The sequence below is a fragment of the Flavobacterium flavipigmentatum genome, assembly GCF_020911905.1.
GTDB classification, from domain to species: Bacteria; Bacteroidota; Bacteroidia; order Flavobacteriales; family Flavobacteriaceae; genus Flavobacterium; species Flavobacterium flavipigmentatum.
The window spans coordinates 1,467,695-1,485,433 of sequence record NZ_CP087133.1 but is presented as its reverse complement, the minus strand read 5'-3'; the positions used below and the strand labels follow the sequence as shown (position 1 = coordinate 1,485,433).

The 17,739-nt window shown below is 34.1% G+C and carries 17 protein-coding genes; 14 read left to right on the top strand and 3 right to left on the bottom strand.

Annotated features, from left to right (window positions below):
- Positions 1-166 precede the first annotated feature (166 nt).
- The 6 genes from LNP22_RS06835 to LNP22_RS06810 all read left to right on the top strand — a co-directional run bounded on the left by LNP22_RS06835 (position 167) and on the right by LNP22_RS06810 (position 9,687).
- The gene (locus LNP22_RS06835; protein ID WP_229975898.1) at positions 167-2,467 is read left to right on the top strand and encodes a glycoside hydrolase family 65 protein; all 2,301 of its coding nucleotides are present in this window, start codon (positions 167-169) and stop codon (positions 2,465-2,467) included.
- A gap of 32 nt (positions 2,468-2,499) precedes the next feature.
- Complete coding sequence (locus tag LNP22_RS06830; protein ID WP_229975897.1) at positions 2,500-4,614, top strand: glycoside hydrolase family 97 protein; 2,115 nt, start codon at positions 2,500-2,502, stop codon at positions 4,612-4,614.
- Between the two features lie 157 nt (positions 4,615-4,771).
- On the top strand, positions 4,772-6,631 hold the full coding sequence (locus tag LNP22_RS06825; protein ID WP_229975896.1) for a glycoside hydrolase family 13 protein: 1,860 nt from the start codon (positions 4,772-4,774) through the stop codon (positions 6,629-6,631).
- A gap of 203 nt (positions 6,632-6,834) precedes the next feature.
- Entirely contained in the window at positions 6,835-7,521 is a 687-nt protein-coding gene (locus LNP22_RS06820) for a glycerophosphodiester phosphodiesterase (RefSeq protein WP_229975895.1), read from the top strand.
- Positions 7,522-7,603: 82 nt separating this feature from the next.
- Positions 7,604-8,812, top strand: coding sequence for a BaiN/RdsA family NAD(P)/FAD-dependent oxidoreductase (locus tag LNP22_RS06815; protein WP_229975894.1), 1,209 nt, complete (start codon positions 7,604-7,606; stop codon positions 8,810-8,812).
- A gap of 149 nt (positions 8,813-8,961) precedes the next feature.
- Positions 8,962-9,687: a hypothetical protein gene (locus LNP22_RS06810; protein ID WP_229975893.1), complete on the top strand. Its 726-nt coding sequence runs from the start codon at positions 8,962-8,964 to the stop codon at positions 9,685-9,687.
- Positions 9,688-9,699: 12 nt separating this feature from the next.
- Here LNP22_RS06810 and LNP22_RS06805 read toward each other — a convergent pair whose 3' ends face one another.
- Complete coding sequence (locus LNP22_RS06805) at positions 9,700-10,176, bottom strand: TspO/MBR family protein (RefSeq protein WP_229975892.1); 477 nt, start codon at positions 10,174-10,176, stop codon at positions 9,700-9,702.
- A gap of 100 nt (positions 10,177-10,276) precedes the next feature.
- Between LNP22_RS06805 and LNP22_RS06800 the strand changes: the two genes are divergently transcribed.
- The 6 genes from LNP22_RS06800 (at position 10,277) to LNP22_RS06775 (ending at position 15,323) form a co-directional block, all read left to right on the top strand.
- Entirely contained in the window at positions 10,277-11,359 is a 1,083-nt protein-coding gene (locus LNP22_RS06800) for a diphosphomevalonate decarboxylase (RefSeq protein ID WP_229975891.1), read from the top strand.
- Positions 11,360-11,389: 30 nt separating this feature from the next.
- Positions 11,390-11,608, top strand: a complete 219-nt coding sequence (locus LNP22_RS06795) for a hypothetical protein (RefSeq protein WP_229975890.1) — start codon at positions 11,390-11,392, stop codon at positions 11,606-11,608.
- A gap of 9 nt (positions 11,609-11,617) precedes the next feature.
- The gene (locus tag LNP22_RS06790) at positions 11,618-11,920 is read left to right on the top strand and encodes a type II toxin-antitoxin system RelE/ParE family toxin (protein WP_229975889.1); all 303 of its coding nucleotides are present in this window, start codon (positions 11,618-11,620) and stop codon (positions 11,918-11,920) included.
- A gap of 4 nt (positions 11,921-11,924) precedes the next feature.
- Positions 11,925-12,863: a mevalonate kinase family protein gene (locus LNP22_RS06785; protein WP_229975888.1), complete on the top strand. Its 939-nt coding sequence runs from the start codon at positions 11,925-11,927 to the stop codon at positions 12,861-12,863.
- Between the two features lie 288 nt (positions 12,864-13,151).
- Positions 13,152-14,105, top strand: a complete 954-nt coding sequence (locus LNP22_RS06780) for a geranylgeranylglycerol-phosphate geranylgeranyltransferase (RefSeq protein ID WP_229975887.1) — start codon at positions 13,152-13,154, stop codon at positions 14,103-14,105.
- A 309-nt stretch (positions 14,106-14,414) separates the two neighbouring features.
- Positions 14,415-15,323, top strand: coding sequence for a pseudouridine synthase (locus LNP22_RS06775; RefSeq protein WP_229975886.1), 909 nt, complete (start codon positions 14,415-14,417; stop codon positions 15,321-15,323).
- 77 nt (positions 15,324-15,400) lie between these two features.
- On the opposite strand, the gene LNP22_RS06770 is transcribed toward LNP22_RS06775, so the two are convergent.
- Entirely contained in the window at positions 15,401-15,997 is a 597-nt protein-coding gene (locus tag LNP22_RS06770; protein WP_229975885.1) for a DUF937 domain-containing protein, read from the bottom strand.
- A 271-nt stretch (positions 15,998-16,268) separates the two neighbouring features.
- Entirely contained in the window at positions 16,269-16,769 is a 501-nt protein-coding gene (locus LNP22_RS06765) for a DUF456 domain-containing protein (protein ID WP_229975884.1), read from the bottom strand.
- Positions 16,770-16,819: 50 nt separating this feature from the next.
- Here LNP22_RS06765 and LNP22_RS06760 point away from each other — a divergent pair, with 50 nt between their 5' ends.
- Both LNP22_RS06760 and LNP22_RS06755 read left to right on the top strand, forming a co-directional pair.
- On the top strand, positions 16,820-17,209 hold the full coding sequence (locus LNP22_RS06760) for a hypothetical protein (protein ID WP_229975883.1): 390 nt from the start codon (positions 16,820-16,822) through the stop codon (positions 17,207-17,209).
- A gap of 44 nt (positions 17,210-17,253) precedes the next feature.
- Positions 17,254-17,733 carry a hypothetical protein gene (locus LNP22_RS06755; protein ID WP_229975882.1) on the top strand — a complete coding sequence of 160 codons (480 nt, stop codon included), beginning with the start codon at positions 17,254-17,256 and terminating at the stop codon, positions 17,731-17,733.
- Positions 17,734-17,739: the final 6 nt, after the last annotated feature.

Here is a 17,739-nt window from a genome sequence, read left to right as displayed (position 1 = left end):
TCAAATTAAACAACTAATCAATCGTTACAAACCATCAATCAAAAAAAGTAAAACAATCAGCAATAAAGATAAAATCAAATTAGAAACGTCAACCCAATAATTATCTAATTACCAAATTGACACATTCTCTAATTATCTCATTGCCCAATTATCTAATTAAAGAAAAATGAATCAAGATTATATAAAACCAGACAATTGGTCCATCATAGAAGAAGGATTTGACGCAGAAAGAGTAAAATCTTCTGAAAGTCTTTTCAGTATTGGAAACGGTGCTATGGGACAACGTGCCAATTTTGAAGAAACTTATTCCGGTAAAACGTTTCAAGGAAGTTATATCGCCGGAATTTATTACCCTGACAAAACCAAAGTAGGCTGGTGGAAAAACGGCTATCCAAAATATTTTGCGAAAGTTTTAAATGCTCCCAACTGGATTGGAATTGATATTGAAATCAACGAAGAAAACTTTGATTTGAATAAATGTACTCAGGTTAAAAATTTCCGTAGAGAATTGAACATGAAAGAAGGTTGGTACAATCGCTCTTTTGAAGCAACTCTAAAAAACGGTACCCAAATCGCCGTAAATGTGCGTCGTTTTCTTTCTTTGGATTTAGACGAAGTGGGTATCATTAAATATGAAATCACACCTTTAAACAAGGATGCTAAAATTGTTTACAAACCATATATTGATGCTGGTGTAACCAATGAAGATGCCAACTGGGAAGAAAAATTCTGGGAACCATTGGAAGTAAAAAAAGCAACAAATGAAGCTTTTGTAACAGCACAAACTTTTAAAACGCATTTTAAAGTGACCACTTTTATGCACAACACGATTTTTGCAAACGGCGAAAACGTCAACATTTCTGCTTCTACAATAGATTCTACTTCAGACAAAGTACAGTTTCATTATGGGACGATTATTGCAAAAGGACAAACCTCAGCGATACAAAAAATAGGGGGCTACACGGTTTCTTTAAACCATGAAAATACTTTGGCTGCGGCCGAAAAATGCATCAAAAAAGCATTGAATTTAGGATACGATCAATTACTTCAAAATCAAATTGAGGCTTGGAGCAAAATTTGGGAAATGTCGGATATTACTATTGATGGCGACGTAAAAGCGCAACAGGGAATTCGTTTTAATATTTTTCAATTAAATCAAACGTATCTAGGAAAAGATTCTCGTCTTAATATTGGTCCAAAAGGCTTTACCGGAGAAAAATACGGAGGCTCTACTTATTGGGATACCGAGGCCTATTGCATCCCGTTTTACATGGCTACTAAAGATCAGCAGGTTGCGCGTAATTTATTAACATACCGTTTTAATCAGCTAGACAAAGCAATTGAAAATGCTAAAGACAATTTAGGTTTCAAAAACGGAGCAGCTTTGTACCCGATGGTAACCATGAATGGCGAAGAGTGTCATAACGAATGGGAAATCACGCACGAAGAAATTCATAGAAATGGCGCCATTGCTTTTGCCATTTTTAATTATCATCGTTTTACGGGAGATTACTCGTATATTCCTGAGAAAGGTTTAGAAGTTTTAATCGGGATTGCCCGTTTTTGGCACCAAAGAGCTTCTTTTTCTAAAGAAAAAAACCAATACGTGATTTTGGGAGTTACAGGTCCAAATGAATACGAAAACAATATCAATAATAATTTCTACACCAATTATATCGCAAAATGGTGTATCGATTATACCGCAGAACAAATTAAAAAAGTCGCTGCCGAGTATCCTGCAGATCACAAACGTGTGCTGGAAAAAGTAGTGCTTTCGGGAGCCGAAATTCAGCAATGGAAAAAAGTAGCCGATAATATGTATTTCCCAACTTCTAAAGAATTGGGTATTTATCTGCAGCAAGACGGTTTCTTAGACAAAGATTTGGTTCCCGTAAAAGATTTAGATCGCGCGCAAAGACCCATCAATCAAAAATGGTCTTGGGATCGCGTTTTACGTTCGCCTTACATCAAACAAGCCGATGTTTTGCAATGTTTTTATTTCTTCGAGGATCATTTTTCGAGAGAAGAATTACAACGCAATTTCGAATTTTACGAATCCTTTACCGTTCATGAAAGTTCACTTTCTCCTTGCGTTCACTCTATTCAGGCTGCTGTTTTAGACAAGATGGATATGGCCTATACTTTCTATCTAAGAACGTCTCGTTTAGACTTAGAAGATTATAATAAAGAGGTAGAAGAAGGTTGCCATATCACTTCGATGGCGGGAACTTGGATGAGTATTGTAGAAGGTTTTGGCGGTATGCGTGTTAAAAATGACCAACTGCATTTTTCTCCAAAAATCCCAAAAGAATGGAAGGCATATTCGTTTAAAATTAATTTTAGAAATCAAATTATAAAAGTAGCTGTCAATCATAACGAAACTACTTTTACAGTTGATGGCGACCAGGACTTAGCGATCAACGTAAACGGAAAAACAATAATGGCTACTCCATTAGCCACAGCATAAACAAAAGTGAATCACTTTTAAAAACTATCAAAATGAAAAAATTATTTTTTACAAGCTTAATTTTATTCGCCTTCAGCACTTTAGCAGAAGCGCAACAATTAAAATCACCCGAAGGAAAATTTGTTATGGAATTTTCGCTTCAAAATGACGGAACACCAACTTACAGTTTAAAATACAAAAACAAAGAAGTTGTAAAAACCAGTAAATTAGGACTTGAACTTAAAAATGATAAAAAATCACTTTTGAATGATTTTACCATTACCGATACAAAAACAGCAACTTTTGATGAAACTTGGAAACCAGTTTGGGGAGAAGTCGATAACATTAGAAATCATTACAATGAATTGGCCGTTACTTTAAACCAAAAAAGTACCGACAGACAAATCGTGATTCGTTTCCGTTTGTTTGATGATGGTTTAGGATTTCGTTACGAATTTCCTTCGCAAAAAAACTTAACCTATTTTGTAATTAAAGAAGAAAGAACACAATTTGCAATGACGGGCGACCACACTGCTTTTTGGATTCCGGGCGATTATGATACCCAAGAATACGATTATACCAAATCTAAATTATCGGAAATAAGAGGATTATCTGAGAAAGCCTATACCGCAAATGTCTCGCAAAAATCTTTTTCTAATACAGGCGTTCAGACTTCGTTGATGCTAAAAACCAATGATGGAATCTATATCAATTTACACGAAGCTGCTTTGATTGATTATTCTTGTATGCACCTGAATTTGGATGATAAAAACATGATTTTCGAATCTTGGTTAACACCAGATGCAAAAGGCGACAAAGGGTATATGCAGGCACCAAGCCACTCTCCTTGGAGAACAATTATGGTAAGTGATGATGCTCGCGAAATTTTGGCTTCAAAAATGACTTTGAACTTAAACGAGCCTTCAAAAATTGAGGATACTTCTTGGATAAAACCTGTGAAATATGTCGGTGTTTGGTGGGAAATGATTACAGGAAAAAGCTCTTGGTCGTACACAAACGATTTTCCAACGGTGCAATTGGGTGTTACCGATTTCTCGAAAGCAAAACCAAACGGAACGCATGGTGCCAACAATGCCAACGTAAAAAAATACATCGATTTTGCTGCTAAAAATGGTTTTGACGCTGTTTTGGTCGAAGGATGGAACGAAGGTTGGGAAGATTGGTTTGGTCATACTAAAGATTATGTATTTGACTTTGTGACGCCTTACCCAGATTTTGATGTAAAAGGTTTGCACGAATACGCAAAATCTAAAGGTATAAAAATCATAATGCACCACGAAACTTCAGGTTCTGTGCGCAACTACGAGCGCCACATGGATAAAGCCTACCAATTTATGAAAGACAACGGATACGATGCTGTAAAAAGCGGCTACGTTGGCGATATTTTGCCTCGCGGCGAAAATCATTATGATCAATGGATTGTAAACCACTATCAATATGCTATTGAAAAAGCTGCCGATTATAAAATCATGGTCAATGCGCACGAAGCAGTTCGCCCAACAGGAATTTGCAGAACCTATCCTAACTTAATTGGGAATGAAGCAGCAAGAGGAACAGAATATCAGGCTTTTGGAGGCTCTAAACCTAATCACGTTACTGTATTGCCATTTACACGCTTAATTGGGGGCCCAATGGATTATACTCCTGGGATTTTTGAAATGGATTTAACTAAAATGAATCCAGACAACAAATCGCATGTAAACAGTACGCTTGCCAACCAATTGGCTTTGTATGTTACCATGTACAGCCCATTGCAAATGGCGGCAGATACTCCAGAGAACTACAACCGTTTTCCAGATGCTTTTCAATTCATAAAAGATGTGGCGGTAGATTGGTCAGAAAGCAAATATATAGAAGCAGAACCAGGTGATTTTATTACGGTTGCCCGAAAAGCAAAAGGAACAAACAATTGGTTTGTTGGAAATGTAAACGGAGACAATTCCCGTACCTCAAATATCGATTTCAGTTTCCTTGAAAAAGGCAAAAAATACACCGCAACCCTTTATGCCGATTCAAAAGATGCGCATTACAAAACCAATCCGCAAGCGTATACCATCAAAAAAATGGTTGTAACCAATACATCAAAACTATCGCAGTTTTCTGCTCCAGGCGGAGGTTATGCGATTAGTATTATTGAAAATAAATAGTTTTTTAAGAGACAGGCGATTTTCCCCGAGATTGCTTGTCTTTTTTTTAACTGATATAGTAACCTGCAAGGTTTCCAAAACCTTGTAGGTTTTATAATCTACACAATCTATACCTATAAGATTTTGGAAACCTTACAGGAAACTAAAACTATAAATTATGAGACTTCAAACAAACCATTTTTTCAATAAATTAATTTTACTGATACTTTTGTTTTCCGCTTCAGCGAAAGCGCAAATACAAAAAGTAGAACCGCCATTTTGGTACGCAGGAATGAAAAATCCTGAACTGCAAATCATGTTCTACGGAAAAAACATTGCCCAATACGAAGCTTCGGTTTCTAATAATGTGATTATTAAAAATGTAGAAAAAACAGAAAATCCAAATTACCTTTTCGTAACGATTGATACGCAAAACTTAAAAGCATCTGAAATGGTTTTCTCTTTCAAAAGCAAAAACAAAGTCGCTTTTACTCAAAAATATTCCCTTAAAGAAAGAAAAACAAACTCGGCCGAAAGAAAAAGTTACGATGCATCAGATGTAATCTACTTAATCATGCCGGATCGGTTTGCCAATGGAAATCCTAAAAATGACAGCGATGCTTCTTTGGCAGAAAAAGGTAATCGCGCATTGCCAGGCGGTCGTCACGGCGGAGACATCGAAGGGATGATCAAAAACCTAGATTATATTGCTTCTTTGGGAGCAACCACTATCTGGAGTACTCCGTTATGCGAAGACAATGACAAAGAATACTCGTACCACACCTACGGACAATCTGATGTCTACAAAATCGATTCTCGCTACGGAACCAATGAAGACTACGTACGTTTATCGGCAGAAATGCATAAAAAAGACCTAAAACTGGTAATGGATTATGTGACCAATCACTGGGGAATTACCCACTGGATGATCAAAGATTTGCCAACAAAATCGTGGATCAATCAATTCGAAAATTATACCCAAACGCATCACAGACGTGAAGTTCTTACCGATATTCACGCCTCAAAATTAGATCAGGAAGTTTGTGTGGATGGATGGTTTGTTCCTTCTATGCCCGATCTGAATTTAAGAAATCCTTTTGTGGCAAAATACTTAACTCAAAACGCTATTTGGTGGATTGAATACGCAGATTTAGATGGTTTTAGAGTAGATACTTATAATTATTCTGATGCTAATGCGATGGCAAATTGGGCAAAATCAATTACAAATGAATATCCAAATTTTAATATTGTTGGAGAAATCTGGATGCACAATCAGGCCAATTTGGCCTACTGGCAAAAAGACAGTAAAATTGGTGCTATAGAAAACTACAATTCGAATTTACCAAGCGTCATGGATTTTACTTTACAGGATCAGATTGGTTCTGCATTTAATGAGGATAATGCTACCTGGGATAACGGAATGATTAAATTTTACAACAATTTTACCTTAGATTATTTATATCCAAATCCGAACAATATTTTGGTTTTTGCCGAAAATCACGATACAAACCGCATCAACGATGTATATAAATATGATTTTACAAAATACAAATTGGTCATGACTTTACTGGCGACAGTTCGTGGAATTCCACAGGTGTATTACGGCTCAGAAATTGGTATGGGCGGTGATAAAAGTAAAGGAGATGCAGGCATTCGTCAAGATTTTCCCGGCGGATGGAATGGCGACAAAAACAATGCTTTTACCAAAGAAGGGAGAACCGCAGAACAGTCCCAATATTTCGATTTTACGGCCAAATTATTCAACTGGAGAAAAACCAATGAAGCAGTTCATTTCGGAAAAATGACGCATTATATTCCAGAAAACAATATCTATGTTTATTTTAGATATACTGATGCAAAAACGGTAATGGTTGTTTTTAATAACAATTCGACAGAACAAACGATCAAAACCAATCGTTTTAAAGAAAATTGTAAAAACTTCAAATCTGGAAAGGATGCTCTAACCGGAAAAACATTTGATATTGCCTCTGAAATTAAGTTAGAGTCAAAATCGGCTTTAGTTTTAGAATTGGAATAAAAACCCATAATCCCCGTAGAAACGCACAGCAGTGTGTATTCTCAATAGAGTTTGCCACAGATTAAAGATAGTAACACAGATTTTCAAAAATCTTTTTAATACTTTAATCTGTGGCTATTATTTTTTTAAGGCTGTAAAGTTAAGAAACATTCGTTTTCTTTCTTTGCGCCTTTGTACCTTTGTATTTTAAAGATCATTAAAAAATGAATACATTTTTAAAAATTGCCCATCGCGGTGCCAAAGGTTACGAACCCGAAAACACCTTAAAAGCCTTTCAGAAAGCTTTAGATTTGAATGCTGACGGCATCGAACTTGATGTTCACTTGAGCGCAGACGGGCAAATTATTGTCATTCACGATGAAACCATAGACAGAATGACCAACGGAAAAGGTCTTGTGAATGCATTATCTTTGTCTGAATTGAAATCATTTTTGATTGACGGTCAATATGAAATTCCGACTTTAAGAGAAGTGTTTGATTTGGTCAATAAAAAATGCCTGATCAATATCGAATTAAAGAATTTTGAAACTTCAGAAAAAATTGTCACTTTAATCGAAGACTATATTGTAGAAAAAAATTGGAATTACGAGCATTTTATTGTCTCAAGTTTTGATTGGAATGCGCTTCAGAAAGTACATGATTTAAATTCAAAAATACAAATTGGCGTCTTAACCGAAGACGATCTGGATTTGGCTTTGGCTTTCGCCGAAAACATCCAGGCAAAAGCAATTCATCCGGATTATCTATTACTAAATTCAGAGAATGTCAAAAAAATGCAAGACAAAGGATTTCTGGTTTTACCTTGGACAGTAAACACGGAAGAAGAAATTCGAAAAATAAAAAGCTACAACGTAGACGGAATAATTTCTGATTTTCCAGATAAAATATAATAAAAAAAATAGCTTTAGATTTCACAGATTAATAGAGATTTTTTAGTCTTTTAAAATTGTAAAATCTGTTCTAAAAAATAACATGATAAAAAATTTCGATATCATCATTGTAGGCGGAGGCGCCGCAGGTTTTTTTACGGCGATTAATATTGCTGAGAAAAATTCAAAACTAAAAATTGCCATTTTAGAAAGAGGAAAAGAAGTGCTTTCTAAAGTTCGCATTTCTGGTGGCGGAAGATGCAACGTAACACACGCTTGTTTTGAACCCAACGAATTAGTCAAATTTTATCCACGTGGCGAAAAAGAACTACGCGGACCTTTTCATCAATTCTGTTCTGGTGATACTATCGAATGGTTTGAAAAACATGGCGTTGCACTCAAAATTGAAGATGATGGCAGAATGTTTCCCGTTTCTAATTCTTCTCAAACTATTATCGATTGTTTTATCGAAGCAACCCATAAATTAGGCATAAAAGTATTAACGGGACAAAGTGTTCAATCGATTTTTAAAGCCGAAAATCATTGGAAAATTGATACTCAGGATACCAATTATGCCACAGAAAAATTAGTTTTGGCCACGGGAAGCAATCCTAAAATCTGGGAAATGCTGCAAACACAAGGGCATGCGATTGTAAATCCCGTTCCTTCCCTATTTACGTTTAATATCAAAGATTCCCGTATTAAAGAATTGCCGGGCGTTGCAGCACAAGTTACGGTGAATGTAAAAGACACCAAACTCGAATCTACAGGACCATTGCTAATCACCCATTGGGGAATGAGCGGTCCAGCTATTTTAAAGCTTTCGGCTTGGGGAGCACGCGTTTTGCACGATAAAAATTATCAGTTTACCATTTTTGTGAATTGGCTAAACGATGTCGATACCAAGGATGCCGAAAAAATCCTAAAAGATTTAAAACAGGAACATGCCAAAAAAGCTGTTTCTAAAAAATCACCTTTCGAATTCCCAAATCGTTTGTGGGAAAGTTTAGTTGTAGCAGCAGGAATTGAATCTGAAACCAAATGGGCCGATTTATCTAAAAATCAATTGCAAAATTTAGCTTCACAACTCACCAAAGCACAGTTTCAAGTCAACGGAAAAAGTACTTTTAAAGAAGAATTTGTTACGGCTGGTGGAATAGATTTAAAAGAAATCAATTTTAAAACCATGGAAAGTAAATTGCATAAAAATCTTTATTTTGCTGGAGAAATTGTAAATATTGACGCCATAACGGGAGGTTTCAATTTCCAAAATGCCTGGACAAGTGGCTTTATTGTGGCGGATAATATTTAGAATTCTAAGAACTTATTTTATTAAAATTCAGAGCTTAATAAAAACTTTATCACTTAAAATAGTAATATCAAATTAACAAGAATTTACAGGTTTGATAAGTTTTCATTAAGACAATTCTAATAATTTTACTTTCAATTAATTACCTTATTATGAAAGTAAAACTACTTACTACAATTTCTTTATTTACCTATCAAGTTGGATTATCGCAGACAGAAAAATTACTCCACGGAAAAGTTATTTCTGGGATCCTAAAACTCAACAAAGTAGAGGTTATTAATAAAACGGCTAAAACCAGCACAAGGACAAATGATTTGGGAGAATTTTCGATCTTGGTACGTCCAAAAGATAGTTTGATCTTTTTCTCTAAAGATTATTTTTTTAAAAGACTTCAACTCACTCAAGAAAACATTATCGCTGATAATCTTGTCGTAAATATGGTTTTAAAACCCGAAGAATTGGATGAAGTTGTCATTACTACTATAAAATTTGAGCCTGTAAAATTCGATCAATCGGCAATTAATCAGATCGATATAGATAAAAGAGCCGCGAATCTGACTCGGTTTATTCCGGGTTATAAAGACGGAACCATTCCAAACGGAATGTCCTTATCAATACCCATTGGCCAGCGAAAAAAGCCCAAAAAAAATGAAAATGAATTTGACTTTAAGAAACTCATCGCAAAAACCTGTCCACCAGATTTTTTCTCTAAAGATTTAAAAATCAATACCGAAGAAAAAGATTTATTTATCGAATTCTGTGATGCCGACCCAAAGTCTAAAAAACTTTTAGAAAATAGCAATATCCTGTCTACAATGGATTTTTTATATGCCAAAAACGAGCAATTCAAAAAACTGCAAACGACTGAAAAAAATTAAACCTGAAAAAATCTATCTGTTTAGCCACCAAATACTTGCATTCAAAATCATTGCAAAACTCACCCAAGCCAAATACGGAACAAGCAAATAACCAGCTATTTTATTGATTTTGATGAATTTTAAATAGGTTTCATAAATCATTAACCACAAAAGTACAATTTCGATCAAAGCCAACATTGGATTTTTTAATCCGAAGAACAAATACGACCAAATAGCATTTAGAACCAACTGAATTAGAAAGAAACCTAAAGCTTTTTTTACGGCTTCGTTTTGTTCTTTTATTCTATCCCAAACCAGTCCCGCAGCAATTCCCATTAAAACAAAAAGTAAGGTCCAGACGGGAGCAAAAATCCAGTTGGGCGGGTTAAAACTGGGTTTCACGATCGTTGGATACCATGTTTCAACCCCAGCTCTTGTAACTTGTGAAGACGAATATCCAACTGCCAAGCAAAGGATTACGCCTATTATGATTCGAATTATTTTGTTCATTTTTTATCTTTTTGAGTCATAAAGATAAACATTTTTACAACCTGTAAAAAGTGTAAAAGGTATAAACCAAAAAAAGTATCTTTGTCTAAATTTTTATTGAATGTTTACAACGACAGATTTTATTCCAAAAAAATATACGGGCTCAATCGAGAGCGGAAACTTCGAATGGAGCGCTCCAAGCAACATTGCATTAGTAAAATATTGGGGGAAAAAAAACGACCAGATTCCGGCCAATCCTTCGGTGAGTTTTACACTAAATAATTGCAAAACGATTACCAAATTGGCTTTTGAAAAAAGATCAAATCAAAAGGTTTTTTCTTTTGATTTACTTTTTGAAGGAAAACCAAAAGAAGATTTTAAACCCAAAATTCAAAAATTCTTAGAAAGAGTCGAAGTTTATTTGCCTTTTTTAAAAGAGTATCATTTTACGATTGATACTCAAAACACCTTTCCGCACAGTTCGGGCATTGCTTCTTCTGCATCCGGAATGGCAGCTTTGGCAATGAACTTTATGAGTCTGGAAAAAGTTTTAAACCCAGAAATGACTGATGAATATTTTTATAAAAAAGCCTCTTTTCTAGCTCGTTTAGGTTCCGGAAGCGCATGCCGAAGCATCAGAGGAAATGTTGTCGTTTGGGGAAATCAAGAGAATATAAAAGACAGTTCGGATTTGTTTGGAGTTGAATTTCCGTATACAATTCACGAAAATTTCAAGAATTATCAAGATACCATTTTGTTGGTTGATAAAGGCGAGAAACAAGTTTCAAGCACCGTTGGTCACGATTTGATGCACGATCATCCTTATGCCGAAAGACGTTTTGCGCAGGCACATGAAAATCTGGATCAGCTTATTGGTATTTTTGAAAACGGAGATTTAGACGCATTTATAAAAGTAGTTGAAAGTGAAGCCTTGACATTGCACGCAATGATGATGACTTCTATGCCCTATTTTATTTTGATGAAACCAAACACATTGCAGATCATCAATGGTATTTGGAAATTTAGAAAAGAAACACAAATTCCGGTTTGTTTTACACTTGATGCGGGCGCAAATGTGCATGTTTTGTATCCTAAAAACGCTAAAGAAAAAGTACTGCAATTTATTCAGGCCGAATTAGTTGCATTTTGCCAGAATGGTCAGTACATTTGTGACGAAATTGGAGATGGTGCTATTGCATTGTAATTTTACGTATCTTTAATAAAAATTTAGGTTATGGACATTCAATTAGAAAAACTCGAGTTGATAAAGATGTTAGCTGAAACGGAAGATCCAGCGATAATTAAGTCTATTCAGAAGATTTTTAAAAAAGAAAAAAAAGATTGGTGGGATGATTTAAATGAATTTCAAAAAGAAGAGATTCGATTAGCAGAAAAACAGATTGAAAATGGAGAATACTCTGATTTTGAATCTTTCATTAAAAAATACATCTGAAATTAAATAATGAGAGAAATTATAATTTCAGACGATGCTAAAACCAAAATTAAAAATCTTTTAGAATATATAGAAAGTAAATGGTCTGATAGTGTTCGACGAAAATTTGCACAAAAATTATATTATTGTGTCAAAATTATAAGAGAGAATCCTGATGCATTTCCCAAATCTGAAAACAGTAAAAAAATACATAAATGTGTTATTACGAAACAAACAACATTATTTTATAGATTTAATGATAAAAGAGTTGAAATATTAACCATTTTTGACACACGACAAGACCCAAATAATATAAAGAAAGACATTAAATAAATATATGAAAGGACCATTATTTTACTCAAAAATATTACTTTTTGGAGAATACGGAATCATCCGTGACTCAAAAGGACTTTCTATTCCTTATAATTTTTATAATGGTGCCTTGAAGAAAGACGAAAATCCTTCTGTAGAAGCTATTGCATCCAATGCAAGTTTAAAAAGATTTGCAATCTACCTTGAAAAGCTACAATCTGAACAATCTGATTTGGTTGCTTTTGATTTATTGACTTTAAAAAACGATGTTGAAACCGGGATGTATTTTGACTCGAGTATTCCACAAGGATATGGAGTTGGCAGTAGTGGCGCATTGGTTGCGGCTATTTACGACAAATATGCTGTTGACAAAATCACCGTTTTAGAGAATTTAACTCGTGAAAAACTATTACAACTAAAAAATATTTTCTCTCAAATGGAGAGTTTTTTCCACGGAAAAAGTTCTGGTTTAGATCCTTTAAACAGCTATTTAAGCATTCCAATTTTAATTAATTCTAAAGACAATATTGAAGCAACTGGTATTCCGACTCAGAGTTTTGACGGAAAAGGCGCTGTGTTTTTATTAGATTCCGGAATTGTAGGCGAAACAGCTCCGATGGTCAACATTTTTATGGAAAACCTGAAAGACAAAGGTTTCCGTGCGATGCTTAAAAACCAGTTTGTAAAATATACTGATGCTTGCGTAGAGAACTTTTTACATGGCGACATGAAGTCACTATTTACCAATACCAAAAAACTTTCAAAAGTAGTTCTGAATAATTTTAAACCGATGATCCCTGAGCAATTTCACGGAATTTGGCAAAACGGAATCGATACCAACGATTATTACCTAAAACTTTGCGGTTCTGGCGGTGGTGGTTACATACTTGGTTTTACAGAAGATTTAGAACGTGCTAAAATATCGTTGAAAGACTACAAATTAGAAGTCGTTTACCAGTTCTAAAAAGCATTAAGAAAATCTTTTTTTTGCGTTTCTCTCGTTATTTTATTTTTTATTGAAAAAATAATTGGACAACAATTAACATTTAAGTGAAAGTCTGGGAAAACAATCCTAATTATTTATTGTTTTTTTAATATTCTCAGGTTCTATATGATTCTATGGAAAAAAGTTTGAACCATATTTAGGAATTATGATCTGATTGTAAAGTCATGTTAAAAAAAATGCTTTTGATACATTTTAAAATAAATAACCTTTAAATTTCGGCCTACTAATTATAATCACGATCAAAAAATGTTAAGCAGACAGCACAAACTTTTAGTAATGAAAATTGTTAGTTTGTTCTCTGTGGTAAGAGGCTACAACATTCCGATTATTGTACTGGCACAGTATTTATCTGCTATTTTTATACTGGCTCCAGAAAAAAGAGCATTGGATATTTTACTGGATTTTAATTTATTTTTGATTGTCTTTGCATCAGCAATTACGATTGCTTCGGGTTATATTATCAATAATTTTTACGACAGCCAGAAGGACTTAATCAACAGGCCCAATAAGTCGATGTTGGACAGATTGGTGAGCCAAAAAACAAAACTTTCGGTTTATTTTACCTTAAATTTTATCGCGGCTCTCATGGCACTGATTGTTTCTTGGCGTGCTTTTTTATTCTTTTCTGCTTATATTTTCCTGATATGGTTTTACTCGCATAAAATAAAAAAACATGTTATTATAGGCAATTTGACCGCTTCTTTGCTTGCGGTTGTTCCTTTTTTTGCCATTCTGCTATATTTTTACAATAAAATTTCGTTTGAAGAAATCGAAAATCACAGAAGTCATTTTGCGGTGATTTCTGCACATGCTGTTTTCTTATTTCTTTTATTGTTGATTCGCGAAATGATAAAAGATTTAGAGAATCTAAAAGGCGATTTAGTAAATAATTACAAAACGATACCGATTTTATATGGTGAGGCCGCTTCTAAACAAATGATTACTTTCTTGACGATTCTTACGACCTTTCCTGTATATGTTTTGATTAACATTTATGATGTGGGTTTTATGGATCTCTACTTTTATATTTGTTTTACTGTAATGATTTTTTTCTTGTTATATCTATGGAAATCAAACTCTAAGAAGCAATACTTAGTACTTCATAACGTCTTGAAATTCTTAATTGTTTCGGGTGTTTTTTGCATTGTTCTAATTAATCCGAGTGTGTTGTGGCATGGCAAGAATTTGCTGTTAAAATAAAATCTTGTGCAAATTCTAATTTCTTTTTGATGTTATCTGGGAATTTCTCTGGCAGTTTTATGCAGTTTTTCCTTTTTTTGAAAATGTTTAATGAAAGGCCAAATGTGTTTTCTAGCCCCGATTGGCGAGAAAATCCTTTTGTGGCGGGGTTCGCCACAAAAGATTGGAACAAAAAGCGGGACAATTGCCTGAAAGAAAGCCTAATGTTGTGCTTCTAAAAAAACTAAAATTTACACCTATTAATCTAAGAACAATGAACTTAAGATTATTTGGGAAGAATAAACTATCTTTGCACAAATTACAGAATTTATGAACAAGAAGGAAGGCAATAATAAGGGAGGTAGCTCTAGGCCAAATAGCTCTAGATCAAACTCTAACAAGCCAAAACCTGCCATGCAAAAGCGTGCTCAAGGGCCGAAAAAAGTGAAGCCAGCTGTGAAAGCAGCAGAAGAGGAAGCGGCACAAAAACTTAAAAAACAGAATCAGGCTCCAAAAAGACAAAAAGCTGCAGACGAGATTCGTTTGAACAAATTCATCTCAAATTCAGGAGTTTGCTCGCGTCGTGATGCCGATATATACATTCAGTCAGGAAACGTAAAAGTAAATGGCGTTCCAGTTACTGAAATGGGTTATTTAGTAAAACTTACCGATGTTATTAATTTTGATGGTGCTATTTTGACTCCGGAAAAGAAAGAATACATCTTGTTGAACAAACCTAAAAACTTTACCACAGCGCTTGATGAAGGTCAGGAGTTTCGTAATGTTTTAGAACTAGTTCGTGGTTCTACGACTTCAAAAATTGCTCCGATTGGCAGAATGGATAAAAACACTACTGGATTGTTGTTGTTTACAAACGATACGGATATGATTCGTAAATTTACTTTACCGAGTCAAAAATCTTCAAAAATTTATCAGGTTTCGTTAGATAAAAACTTAAAATTTGAGGATTTAGAAAAAATCAGCAAAGGTTTGGTTCTTGACGGACACCGCGTATTTGTTGAAGAAGTAAGCTATATTGATGGTGAAGCTAAGAGCGAAGTAGGTCTTAAATTGCGTTCATCAAACGTAAAAGTTGTTCGTGCTATCTTTGAACATTTTGATTATGATGTTCTGCGTATCGACCGTGTATCATTTGCTGGTTTGACCAAAAAGAACTTACCGAGAGGCAATTGGAGATTCTTAACAGAGCAAGAAATTATCAATTTGAAAAACGTTTAATACCGTTTGAAATTCGACATAGGAATCCTGTTTTACTTTGTAAAGCGGGATTTTTTATTGCTATGAAAATCGAAAAACTAAAAGAAATTATGTCCAAAAAGAGTAAAAAGCGATCTTCCTAAATTGGCTTGATTTTTTTCTTCAACTGATTCGTAACAAGAAAATCCAAGTATAATTTTGATACCAGGAGGAATACTGTTGAGAATATCTCTTTTTTGATCTTCTAAAAGTAATTTTAAACTAGATAATAATTGAAGATTGTTTTTGAGATAAGAAGTTACCAATAAGGCAGAAAAATTAAGTACTTCACGTGCTGTTTCGCTTTTAATGCCGACTTCGTTTGAAATCATTTCGGAAATTCTTCCTTTTTTGTTGGTAAAAGTTTGTTTTAAAATTGGATTCCCTTCCATTGCATAACAATCATCGACTGATAAAATTCTGCCGGCTTCAAAATCAACCTCTGAATAAAATCTGGAATTATCGACTTTTTCTATTATTTCATCAAAAAAAGTAGCTTCGTCAATCTTATTATACATACCCATCAAAATAGTTCCAATTGAAACATCGATAGCTTTGATGAGTAAAGCATCATTTTCAAAATAAAATTTATTCAATTTTGATACAACATTAGAAGAAATAAAACGTCTAAGTTCAATTTGTAGGTTGGGAGTCATAATTTTATTGTTTTTGGTTATTTTAAAATTATTCTAAATAATCGACAAAACGGGGTTTTTTGACGATTATCCGTATAAAAATATAAAATAAATTAACAATCCCAAAAAAATAGTTAAATATTTTACACTGAATTTTAACATTAATTTGTTCTAAAATTAGCGCAAACCAACAAACATAACCCTTTTAAAATCAAATGGAAGGAAAAAAAAATTTAACATTTTTTGTATAAAATAAGAAAAATAAGAAAAAGCTTAAAAGTGTGATATACATTTAAAATAATAGGATTCTGTTTTGCCACACAATGGTAAGAAAAACACCTAAAAAAACGATACAGAACAAAAAATTGACAAATCCAGAAGCTAAAAAGCCCAACAAAGAACCGGTTGCTGCTTTTAGCGCACGACGATGATCTTTAGCATCAAAAATTAATTCGCCGACTAAAGCCCCCACAAACGGACCAATGATAACTCCAAAAGGTATCGGAGCAATAATTCCGATTATCAAACCAATATTTGTACCCCAAACGCCATAAGAACTACCTCCAAAACGCTTTGTGCCTTGTGCCGGGATAACATAATCAAGAATCGTAATGACTATCATAATTACAAAGGTGATGCCCAAAACCCAATAATTATTTTTTACGGCATCTGTTAAATACAGCAACAATAAACCTATCCAACAAGAGGATAATCCCGGTAAAACGGGTAGAAAGCTACCCAAAATTCCAACAATGACGCAGATCAAACCTAGTATTAATAAAAGTAAATCCATAACTATTTTTTTGTAAATTTGTCCTTACAAATCACCCACAATGTCGAGATATGCAAAGGATCAAGCTGTTTTTTATTTTTCTCTCGCTGGCAATGGTTATTGCGGTTTGTAATATTACGTACGGTCAAGCCAAACAATTATCAGCAGACGATAAACTTCTCCAAGATAGCATTTATAAAGTAAATAAAGAAAAGGTCATGGATTTTTCTATGAAAGATTTTGAAGAACTTTTTCTGAATTATTTTCTCAAGAGAAATGACACAAAGAATGTATTGACAAAGACTGATTTCTATACTTATACGGTACAAATTTCAATGTATTACGATCGTTTGGGAATCTTATATCCGGGACAAAAGCAAGTAGTCGAAGAAAACAAAGAACGCTGGCTCGCAAAAAGCTACGAAGATTATTTGCAATACAAACAATCCCAAAAAAAATAATCGTATTTTTATACCATAAATTAGTCCAATACAACGTCAGAATCTTGAAGCATTTTTCTCTTTTTTTAGCCTTTTTACTGTTTAATTCTTGTCAATATTTTGAGAAGCAGGTTCCTTCTGAAAAAGAATTACTTCAAAAAGAATTAAAATCCATTAACTGGAAAGAAGTCGATGAATATCCATCGGTAGTAGATTGCGAAAAAATCGGTAATAAACAAAAACGCAGAGAATGTTTTTTTGAAATTATGGCGCAGCTTATTCAAGAAAAACTAGACATTGATTCTTTATCCATTTTATATCCCGAGCTAGACACAATACAGGTAAAAGTAACTGTATTTCCGGATGCGACGATGAAATTTGAACCCCAATTTTCTAAGGATTCTGTGGCATATGACACGATAAAAATTGATAGTATTTTACACGCTCGTTTGGTTGATTTTCCAAAAGTAAATCCTGCTATCAAACGCGGGATTCCGGTCAAAACACAATTTATTTTACCTGTAATTCTAAAAGCGAAAGAATAATAATAA